The 9,402-nt window shown below is 38.6% G+C and carries 9 protein-coding genes and 2 pseudogenes; 6 read left to right on the plus strand and 5 right to left on the minus strand.

What is annotated here, in order from left to right; all coding sequences use genetic code 11:
• Positions 1-505: 505 nt before the first annotated feature.
• Together FTU50_RS14455 and FTU50_RS14460 are read left to right on the plus strand one after the other, a co-directional pair.
• On the plus strand, positions 506-1,078 hold the full coding sequence (locus FTU50_RS14455; RefSeq protein ID WP_179994476.1) for a LexA family transcriptional regulator: 573 nt from the start codon (positions 506-508) through the stop codon (positions 1,076-1,078).
• Positions 1,075-2,373, plus strand: a complete 1,299-nt coding sequence (locus FTU50_RS14460; RefSeq protein ID WP_179994477.1) for a Y-family DNA polymerase — start codon at positions 1,075-1,077, stop codon at positions 2,371-2,373. The genes FTU50_RS14455 and FTU50_RS14460 overlap by 4 nt, the downstream gene beginning before the upstream one ends.
• Before the next feature lie 253 nt (positions 2,374-2,626).
• Here the strand turns inward: FTU50_RS14460 and xseB are convergent, their stop codons facing one another.
• The gene (xseB, locus tag FTU50_RS14465; protein ID WP_001058302.1) at positions 2,627-2,821 is read right to left on the minus strand and encodes an exodeoxyribonuclease VII small subunit; all 195 of its coding nucleotides are present in this window, start codon (positions 2,819-2,821) and stop codon (positions 2,627-2,629) included.
• Positions 2,811-4,079 (minus strand): exodeoxyribonuclease VII large subunit, encoded by a 1,269-nt coding sequence (xseA, locus tag FTU50_RS14470; RefSeq protein ID WP_179994478.1) that lies wholly within the window; start codon positions 4,077-4,079, stop codon positions 2,811-2,813. Before xseA ends, xseB begins: the two co-directional genes overlap by 11 nt.
• 216 nt (positions 4,080-4,295) lie before the next feature.
• On the opposite strand from xseA, the gene FTU50_RS14475 reads away from it, so the two are divergent.
• Together FTU50_RS14475 and FTU50_RS14480 are read left to right on the plus strand one after the other, a co-directional pair.
• Positions 4,296-5,600: a type II toxin-antitoxin system HipA family toxin gene (locus FTU50_RS14475; RefSeq protein WP_096902800.1), complete on the plus strand. Its 1,305-nt coding sequence runs from the start codon at positions 4,296-4,298 to the stop codon at positions 5,598-5,600.
• Positions 5,593-5,871, plus strand: coding sequence for a helix-turn-helix domain-containing protein (locus tag FTU50_RS14480; protein WP_000361155.1), 279 nt, complete (start codon positions 5,593-5,595; stop codon positions 5,869-5,871). The genes FTU50_RS14475 and FTU50_RS14480 overlap by 8 nt, the downstream gene beginning before the upstream one ends.
• Positions 5,872-5,987: 116 nt before the next feature.
• Here the strand turns inward: FTU50_RS14480 and FTU50_RS14485 are convergent, their stop codons facing one another.
• The gene (locus tag FTU50_RS14485) at positions 5,988-6,185 is read right to left on the minus strand and encodes a hypothetical protein (protein WP_096902802.1); all 198 of its coding nucleotides are present in this window, start codon (positions 6,183-6,185) and stop codon (positions 5,988-5,990) included.
• A 207-nt stretch (positions 6,186-6,392) separates the two neighbouring features.
• On the opposite strand from FTU50_RS14485, the pseudogene FTU50_RS14490 reads away from it, so the two are divergent.
• Positions 6,393-7,549, plus strand: a pseudogene (locus tag FTU50_RS14490) (IS4 family transposase).
• Positions 7,550-7,592: 43 nt separating this feature from the next.
• On the opposite strand, the gene FTU50_RS14495 reads toward FTU50_RS14490, so the two are convergent.
• Positions 7,593-7,895, minus strand: a complete 303-nt coding sequence (locus tag FTU50_RS14495; RefSeq protein WP_096902794.1) for a helix-turn-helix domain-containing protein — start codon at positions 7,893-7,895, stop codon at positions 7,593-7,595.
• Positions 7,888-8,245 (minus strand): annotated as a pseudogene (locus FTU50_RS14500) (type II toxin-antitoxin system RelE/ParE family toxin). The gene FTU50_RS14495 and the pseudogene FTU50_RS14500 overlap by 8 nt, the downstream one beginning before the upstream one ends.
• Positions 8,246-8,812: 567 nt before the next feature.
• Between FTU50_RS14500 and FTU50_RS14505 the strand changes: the two are divergent.
• Entirely contained in the window at positions 8,813-9,232 is a 420-nt protein-coding gene (locus tag FTU50_RS14505) for an SMI1/KNR4 family protein (protein WP_001180106.1), read from the plus strand.
• Positions 9,233-9,402 lie beyond the last annotated feature (170 nt).

The following is a 9,402-nucleotide window of genomic DNA, read 5'->3' on the forward strand; positions in this document are numbered from 1 at the left end:
CAAGCAGACGTGCACAGAAAACAGCGATTGAACAACGAAATCTAAATCCTGTGCTTGACTTGGAAATGTCCATATAGGACATTTCTATTTGGTTATTAGGTAGGACATTTCTACTTGGGAATAACAGCTTTTTAAATTGTGTTATAATTCCATGTGTTGATACTAGTTTTATAGCCCATTCACCCTCGAATGGGCTTTTTTTATGATTGTTCACGTTCCACGATCAATAACTGAACAATGTTCCACAGTTTTATTTAATGTTGCTGAACAATCAATGGATACCAGTAAAGCCCTTTAGGTCTTCTGTTGCTTCAAATATAAAGTCTCTACGATCAAGGATTAGACAATCTTTATTGTGTCGTCTGATTGATCTTGTGGCTTTGCTAATATCATGGCAATCCCAAGATTTGGGATAATACTTTATTAAAGAACGGACAATCTTGTTTTTATATTCTGAGTTTTCTATAATCTTAATTATGTTACATAATCAAGATTGATAATAAAAATGACGCAAAATAAGCATGGTGGTGCACGCAAAGGTTCTGGCCGTCCTTTTGTCTATAACGAACCGACCAAGGTCATTCGGGTGCCAGAGTCTCGTGTATTGGAAATCAAGAAATACCTGAAAAAAAATGACACTCCAAAGTTTAACGATATTTCCTCTATTAGATTGCTTGAGACAAAAACACATTATGAGATTCCTGTTGCTTTGCAAAAAGTGGCTGCAGGCTTCCCTTCCCCTGCTCAGGACTATATCGATAAGACCCTTGATCTAAACGAGTTTCTTATTCAAAACCAACAGGCAACCTTTATCGTTGAAGTGGAATCCTTATCCATGCGTGATGCAGGGATTGATCTGAATGACAAGCTAATCGTTGACCGTAGTATTGAAGCCAAGCATGGGGATATTGTTCTGGCATTGATTGACAATGATTTTACGATTAAACGTTTGATGATTGAGGGTAATCAATGCTGGTTACAGGCGGCTAATCCTGATTTTGCTGATATCCATTTGAAAGATAATCAAACCATGCTGATTTGGGGTGTGGTTACCAGTGTGATCAAGAAGTTCAGATGAGCAGTTACGAGCGGATTTATGCCCTGATTGATATTAACAACTGCTATGTCAGTTGTGAGCGGGTATTTAATCCCAGTCTAAACAATAAACCTGTGATTGTGCTCAGCAATAACGATGGCTGTGCTGTGGCAAGAAGTAATGAAGCCAAAGCGCTGGGCATCAAAATGGGCGTTCCTCTCTTTCAAATACAAGATATTGTTCAGCAACATCAGGTCGTGGTGTTATCCAGTAACTATGCTTTATATGCTGAAATGTCCAAGCGTTTTCATTCAATTTTGGCTAGTTTTGTTGCGCCACATGAACAGGAAATCTATTCAATTGATGAGTGTTTTTTAGACCTGACCAGTTATGCACAAAATTTTGACTTAACTCAGTATGCGCATCACATGAAACAACGATTGTTGGATTGGATTGGCTTACCCGTCTCGATTGGTATCGGTCGTAGTAAAACCGAAGCCAAAATGGCCAACCATCTTGCCAAAAAAAGACAGGGTTTCAAGGGTGTGTGTAACTTACTCAATATGGATTTCCTAGATCAGGAAATGCTTTATTCAGACATTGAGGTCGGTGAAGTTTGGGGCGTTGGTCGTAAGTTAGTTAAAAAACTAAATGCCATGGGAATCTATTCGGTGCTAGATTTAGTGATGCAAGATGCTCATCGCATGGCGAGCCTTTTTTCTGTGGTAATGCAAAGAACAGTATTGGAGCTGCAAGGTGTTTCTTGTATGCAGTTAGATGATGCCCCTCCCCCCAAACAGCAAATCATAGCAAGTCGTTCATTTGGTGAAAAAGTTACCGAGCTAGATGATCTCAAAGAGGCTATGGGCAAATATGTACAGGATGCAGTCATACGTTTACGAGCAGACGCTTCCTTATGTGGATGTGTCATTGCTTTTGTGCAATCGAATCCTTTTGATTCAAAGGTTCCCTATTACAGTAAATCGTTGGCTTTTGAGTTTCCTGAACCGACGGATTGTGTTTTGGATCTGATTAAAACAGCCATGCAACTGCTGGAACACATTTATAAATCTGACGTGAAATATAAAAAGTGTGGTGTAATTCTGACGGATTTAATTGCTAAGCAGCGCTTTACTCCTGACCTGCTGACAGACCACAGCCAGCGTGAAAGTAATGAAAGCCTCATGCAGACTTTAGAAGCGGTAAAGGCGAGATATGGGAAAACTAAATTAGCTGTTGGCAGCTGCTACTTACCACAACGAAAGTGGTCAATGAACCGTACTCATTTGACCCAGAACTATTTTAGCTGGCAGGGATTATTAAAGATCGGCCATTAAATTCATTAGCCCCACCTATTTGGTTTAAGTCAGCTTAATGAAGAACTCGACACATAAGCCGACACAGGCTTGATCTTCAGTCAACCATTTAACAACGTAAGTATGTTGTTTGGGATCCATGTAACACCTATAGAGGAAAAGGTGGTTAGTAATAAAACTCTGCTCAAGCAAATTTATTGGGTTAACTGTCAGTTTTCACCATCTCATGTCCTTTATTTCTAGAACATTCTAGACTTTTCTCGACCTAGAATTTTTATTCTTTAAAGGTGTCATTCAACGCCTGTTGCACAGCATCAATACGTAACTTACAGGCTTTATAGGCAGTCATGGACTCTTCAACGATCGCCATCAGGTTATCAATATCCGGTTCTTCCTGAGATTCAAGAAATTCGGCATTTTTCTTGAGAATTTCATAACCTTTCTTGAAACTTAGTTCTTCATTGTTCATGTGCGTTTACCTGTGTCACGGTGGCATCAATGGTGCCATCCTTAAGTTCAATCTGTAATTCCTGGTCAGTAATCTGCTGGATGGAACGGATAGCTTTGCCTTGGCTACGGACAATTGCATAGCCCTTGGCCATCACATTACGAGGATTCTGTAGCAAGGTTTCCCTCATCAATGACTCCACCTGCTGTGAAGCTAGTTTAATCTGTTGTTGAGCAAGATACTGAGTATCACTTTTAAGCATATCAACGCTACGCTGGGCTTCATTGATCTGGTTCTGTGTCAGAGTTTTGATAGTTTTCAGATACTGATCACTCTGGCTCTGGTAGGTGATCAACTGGTGCTGTGACAGTAGCTTGATGGTCTGCAAAGCAGTACTAACTTCATTGACTCGCTCCACAATCAGGTTACGGATCCCTGCGATCACTTTACTCGGGGTATCAAAGGAACGGTGTGCAATTTCATCCAAAATAGTGCGGTCTTTCTCGTGGCCAATACCGACCCAGATCGGCACAGTTCTTTTACACAGCAGTGCGGCCAGATCATAATCATTCAGGTAAGCTAGGTCATTCACGGCTCCGCCTCCACGGATGATCACAATAAGGTCTGGTGCTATCGAGTAATCTTGAGCCCACTGTCTTAAGGCACTACCCAAAACCTGAATGATGCTGGCAGAAGCCGTATTACCCTGAAAAGTTGCTGAATGATAAACGAAATGACAGACACCAGCCTGAGCCAGGGCATCCGCATCTTTTTTAAAGTCACCTAACCCTGCAGCATTTTCCGGTGCAATGACCAAGACATTCTGAATATCAAAGGGTACCGGCAACTGTTTATTGTTATTGAGCAGGCCTTCCTCAGTCAGTCGCAGCAGAATCTGCTGATAGCGTTTGGCGATGTCTCCTAGAGTAAAGCTAGAGTCGATATCTTCGATATTGACCGAGAAGCCATATTGCGGATCAAATCTAGCTTTGACCTTGATCAGTACATTCAGGTCTTTCGACAGTTCAATACCACTTTCTCGTTCAAACTTTAGAATTATTTTTTGTGCCGTAAATTTCCAAATGGTGCCTTTACAACTAGCGATCACCTTATGGCTTTCTTCATCTTTCTCAGCCAACTCAAGATAATAGTGACCGCCTTTAATACTTAAATTACGGATCTCAGCCTTGACCCACACTGCCCCATCAAAAGTCAGCTGGATGACTTCCTGTACAGTGGCAAGGTATTCACTAAGGCTGAGTTGTTGACGTTCTGACATGATGTAAAGGATAGCTAAAATATAAGGAGGTAAGATTTAACCCAATATTGATCAATTCTACTGCAAATCAGATGAGTTTATTGCAATTTTGAGAAATGTATAAGTTCTTCTTAGACACCTAGAGTGATCATTGAGATTTTTAGTTTAATTATACTTTTATATTAAAATAGATATATAATCAATAAAATCATTATATTTTACTATTTTAATAAAATTATGAAGCAATACTGTACACTGCAAATCTACCAAGACTATGAATGGCATGACTGTGCTTTGGTTGAGGTTACGGATGATCAAAATGCTGGATGGCAGGCAGCTACACGTACATCATATTTGTTCGAATATGCTATTTCATATATGGATCTAAGAGATGGTCATGCGCTTGCTTATGACTTACCGGTGAACGTCCAAAATAGATTGGAATCAACTTGGCCAGCATTTCTTATGGATCTATTACCTCAAGGATACGGTCGCAAAGAATTACTAAGACAGCTTGATTTTTCTGAGAATGTTCAGGAACAAGCGGACTGGGCGCTTTTAAAAGCAGGCGCAGGAAATCCAATTGGGAATCTGCGAGTCAAAGAGGCTCATGAGTGGTTACAGAGTCATTTCCCAAAGCTGCAAAATCAGGGATTTAGCCTAAGCAAAATTATTGAACGTAAAGAGAAGTTTATTGAATCGCTCGCATCTTATGGACTTTTTATTGCCGGTTCATCTGGTATTCAGGGTGAGTGGCCAAAATTGTTGTTAACACAAGGTTATGATGATCTTTTCTATCTAGATCATACTCTTCCAGATGATCAAGTTAAGCAGCATTGGTTGGTTAAATTTAGCCGCGGCAGTGATCAAAATTTGAATAAAATCCTGATGAACGAAGCTTTGTATATGAAAGTCGCTCAGTACTTGCAACTACGTGTACACCGGGATCTTGAGCTACATGGCAAGACTTTGTTTATTCCAAGATTTGATCGCAAAGTAATTAATGGCAAAGTTGAAAGAATTGCTCAGGAAAGCCTTGCATCTCTAGGTGGGAAGGCGGGCTTTGGGGTTAGAATGACCCATAATCAAATATGTACCCTGCTTATGGAGGCTTGTACCGAACCAAAGCAGGAAGTATTTGAGTATTTGAAGCGTGATCTCGCAAATGTTGCCTTAGGCAATAAAGATAACCATACTCGCAATACAGCAATCCAACGCTTCAATAATGGTAAAATTCAGCTCACACCATTATTTGATTATGCGCCAATGTGGTTACATCCTGATGGTATTGCACGTACTACTCGTTGGGAAAGAGATGATCATGGTGGTATGCCACTTTTGAGTTCTGTGATTGAGCAGATAGCTGAAAGCACTTCGATTGATCCACAAGAAATTAAAACTTTATTAATTGAACAGTTACCAATTTATCGGGGACTGTTAGAAAAGATGCAGGCTCTTCAAGTAGCGGATGAAATTCTGGAAAATAGCCAATATCGAATAATCAATATTTGCCAGCAGTTGGAGGAGATCAGCCATGGATAAACGTTTTAAACCATTGACCCCTATTCAACAAATGGAAAAAAGACTATCTGTGCTTGAAACCATCAATAATCATCCAGACTGGTCTTTTTATCAAGTTGCTCGATTTATTCGAACAGAGCTACATTTAACACTGAATGATATGGCTAAAATTACTAAGATTGCGCCACAGACACTGCAAAAAATGGAGCAACCAGGGAGCAATCCTACTTTGAAATCCATGCAGAAATTACTCGATACTTTCGGTTTACAATTACAAATAAAAGTTAAATGATTTTTAATTCTGAGCCATCGGTTTTTCTAAAATCTTATCCGTTTAAGGATACAAAGAGGAAATAAACAGGCTCTAGGTTGTTTTATGATTATTTTTAGACAAACGACTCCAAAACCTTATGTAGCAAGGGTTTTGTCTCTACAGTAATTAATTTGTTTTTGAAAAAATGGAGTAGAGTGTTTGAAATATGAATAATCGAATTCGGTTTCTGTAAGCACAGTAATTTCATCTGCATGTGCTTTATATTCATCTATATTTTCGAGTAATTCATCCTCTGAGAATGGGAGTTTTTTTTGATTTTCAGTGTCGTTCATAGAGTCATATCCTGAGAAGTTATTTAGATCATCATAAACCAGACATTTTTAATGGTGAGAATACAGACACTTTAAATGGTTTCTAACACAAAAAAGGGAGCTTATAGCTCACTGCTGTCCCATAGTTTGATTTAAATAAAAAAACCTGAGTCTGAATCGTTAAAATATAAGTGCGAACCAACACTTTAACGACCAAGGACTCAGGTTTTGTCATATCAGAATACCGTATTTCATCAATTGATTAAACCCATACTCCGACAAGATTTTGAACGTCTTGTTCAAATACATCATGTCGGTCAGAAATTTAGAGCCGCTTCAAGATGGGATCAGTTCATTGCCATACTGATGTCTCAACTTTCCTGCAGACAAAGTCTGCGGGATATTCAATCTAATCTAGAGTGTCAACAAGAAAAGCTGAATGCTCTCGGAGCAAAGTCTATCACCCTCGCAGTACACTGGCTCGAATCAATCAGGAACAGCCTGCAGCCTTGTATGAACAGCTATTTTACACCTTGCTTAAATCTTATGAACACTCAAAAGTAGCTCATAAATTCCGCTTTAAGAATCCCTTATATTCCCTGGATGCCAGCCATATTGATCTGTCATTTTCCTTATGTGAATGGGCCAAAGTGCATGAATCCAAAGCCAGCATGAAACTTAGCGTTGGCTTAAATTACAGCAATACCATTCCTGAATTTGTGGCGCTTGGGGATGGCATTGAAAATGATATGGTACAAGGCAGAGCATTCAAATTTCCTGCTGGCAGTATTGTCGTATTTGACAAAGGATATATTGATTATCAATGGTTTGCCCAATTGACTCATCAAAAGGTCAGTTTTGTCACCCGATTGCGCCCAAAGACAGTTTATCAAGTGAAATCTAGCCGCAGCGTATTAGCATCTAAAGGTATTATTGCGGATGAATGGATTGAATTAAGTAGTGCTTATGCAAAGAAAAGAGGTGCTCCCAAATTATTAAGACGTATAGAATTTTATGATACCGATAAGAACAGGACGTTTGAGTTTCTGAGTAATAACTTTCATCTGGCAGCATTAACGATTGCTGCAATTTATAAAGACCGTTGGAAAGTGGAGCTGTTCTTTAAAGCACTTAAACAGAATTTAAAATTAAAGTCATTTCTAGGCCGAAGCCGTAATGCCATACAAACTCAAATTTGGATCGCGTTAATCGCCTATTTGCTGGTGAGTTTCGCTCAACATCTGGGGAAAGAAGGCTGGACAGTGCAGCGCTTACTCAGAATCATTCAAGTGAATTTGTTTGAAAGAAAAACGTTAAAAGCTTTATTCTCACCCGATAAAATCCCCATTAAACAAGAGGAAGCTTATTTAAGCTTCCTCTTGTGAAAAATTGTGGGACAGCAGTGGCTTATAGCTACCTTTTTTATCGTTACACATTAAATCCTATATGTTTTCCTGTTGGAAGCTCCACATCAATACGGAGCTTACCACCCATTGCCTCAACATACTTTTTCATGGTTGAAATCTTTAAATCATTACCACGATTTTCAATTGCTGAAAGTGATGGCTGTTTTATTCCCAAAGTTTCAGCAAGTTCTTTTTGGGAAATCTCTAACTCTTCTCGAATAAGATGGAGCTGAGTCTCTAACAGTAGCTCATCAGCCATTTTTTTAATACGTGCTTGGCTCTCTGGAGAGCGACTAACCAATAATTCCTGTAAGGTTTTAGCCATTAGATTGTTCTCCTAGGGTTGAGAGATGAAGTTCGTATTGCTGTTCTGCAATGTCCAGCATCTCTTTTATAGAAACGCTTTTTACCGCCTTTATCACCGATGCAAAGCACAATGGCCTGTCGTAATGGATCAAATGCAAAAAAGGCTCTAAGTGGTTTACCTCTATGCTGAACGCGTAGCTCTTTCATATTGGTAAATTTAGAGTCATACACGGTATCCACTAAAGGGCGACCTAAGCTAGGTCCCTGCTGCTGTAGAACGACCAAAGCTGCGAGGACTTTCTCTTGTGTTGATTCATCTTGCTGCTCAAGCCACTCATTAAACAGATCTGTTGTGATGACTGTCCACATATCACAACCAAAATATAGATTATAGTCTATATTTTATAGTGAACTTAGTCAGTTTTCAAATGGTAATAAAAAACCCCGACATCCTGTCGGGGTTTTTCGTGTTTGGTTGCAAGGTATAACTTCTGTCGTACCTAACCATCCTTGTGCTGATCTTTCTTATTCTTGTTGTTTGGAGCTTCCTGCTTTCCTTGACTACATCATAAGAAATAAAGCTTTGATCAGCTAGAAGCAGATTCCTTAAATTACTGTACGTCAAAGCGTACAAAAATGGCTTAAAAATAGCCCCAGAGTTATCCCCATAAATTGTGGATTTTTTTCAGGTTGAAAGCCTTATAGATTGTAGGTGATTTTCTGTTTTGAGTGTTTTTTGAGCAAAAATGTTGGCAAAAAATATCAAAACCGCTCATAAAAAAGCCGACTTGTTTCAAAATCGGCTTTTTGTGCATTTTTAGATTTTTCTGGTTTTATTAAGTATCTGATATTTATATTAATATACAAGTGTATTGCGTATAACAGCCATTATGTTAAATTGTAGTAAGAACTTTAATGCGATAGAGCAGAATGTATATGCAAAATAAGCTTGATAACATTATTCAAGAATTAAAAGAACTATCTGGGAATAGTCGTCTAAACATAGAACTACCTGATGATATTTTCATATCTGCTTATGAACGAAAAATAGGTTTTATTTTTCCAAAAGATTATAAAAAAGTTTTGAAAGAGATTAGCAATATCTTTTATGGAACAATTGAATTAGCGTCTCTTACAGATGAGAAAGAATGCTATCGAGGGCTATCTCAGATATTAAATGATGCTAGGGAGCAAGGTCTGCCAGAAGATTGGCTACCTATTTGTGAAGATAATGGTAGTTATTATTGCCTATCTCCTAATCATAAAATTAGATATTGGACAGCAGATGGATATAGCGATGAGCAGTGGGAAGATTTAGCAGATTGGATCAAGCAAGTTTGGATAGATGGAAATTAAGAATTTCTAAAATTAACATAATACACCTTATACGAAATTAAAATGTAACTCCAAAATAGAAATGTCCGGTTTCTCCAAAGTAAAAATGTCCGCTTTTAGAATATGCGCTGTTGCAATTTTCTTAGCGGACGGTTTGATATGTTGGTGTCTATGTCGGATAAAGAACTTAA

The organism is Acinetobacter sp. YH12112, assembly GCF_013418945.1.
Classification (GTDB): Bacteria; Pseudomonadota; Gammaproteobacteria; order Pseudomonadales; family Moraxellaceae; genus Acinetobacter; species Acinetobacter indicus.

What these genes read in the sequence shown, in the direction of transcription:
- FTU50_RS14485 (WP_096902802.1), bottom strand. Translation starts at nt 6,185, where the DNA reads ATGAACGACACTGAAAATCAAAAAAAACTCCCATTCTCAGAGGATGAA.
- xseA (WP_179994478.1), bottom strand. Translation starts at nt 4,079, where the DNA reads ATGTCAGAACGTCAACAACTCAGCCTTAGTGAATACCTTGCCACTGTA.
- FTU50_RS14495 (WP_096902794.1), bottom strand. Translation starts at nt 7,895, where the DNA reads ATGGCTAAAACCTTACAGGAATTATTGGTTAGTCGCTCTCCAGAGAGC.
- FTU50_RS14505 (WP_001180106.1), top strand. Translation starts at nt 8,813, where the DNA reads ATGCAAAATAAGCTTGATAACATTATTCAAGAATTAAAAGAACTATCT.
- FTU50_RS14460 (WP_179994477.1), top strand. Translation starts at nt 1,075, where the DNA reads ATGAGCAGTTACGAGCGGATTTATGCCCTGATTGATATTAACAACTGC.
- FTU50_RS14480 (WP_000361155.1), top strand. Translation starts at nt 5,593, where the DNA reads ATGGATAAACGTTTTAAACCATTGACCCCTATTCAACAAATGGAAAAA.
- FTU50_RS14455 (WP_179994476.1), top strand. Translation starts at nt 506, where the DNA reads ATGACGCAAAATAAGCATGGTGGTGCACGCAAAGGTTCTGGCCGTCCT.
- FTU50_RS14475 (WP_096902800.1), top strand. Translation starts at nt 4,296, where the DNA reads ATGAAGCAATACTGTACACTGCAAATCTACCAAGACTATGAATGGCAT.
- xseB (WP_001058302.1), bottom strand. Translation starts at nt 2,821, where the DNA reads ATGAACAATGAAGAACTAAGTTTCAAGAAAGGTTATGAAATTCTCAAG.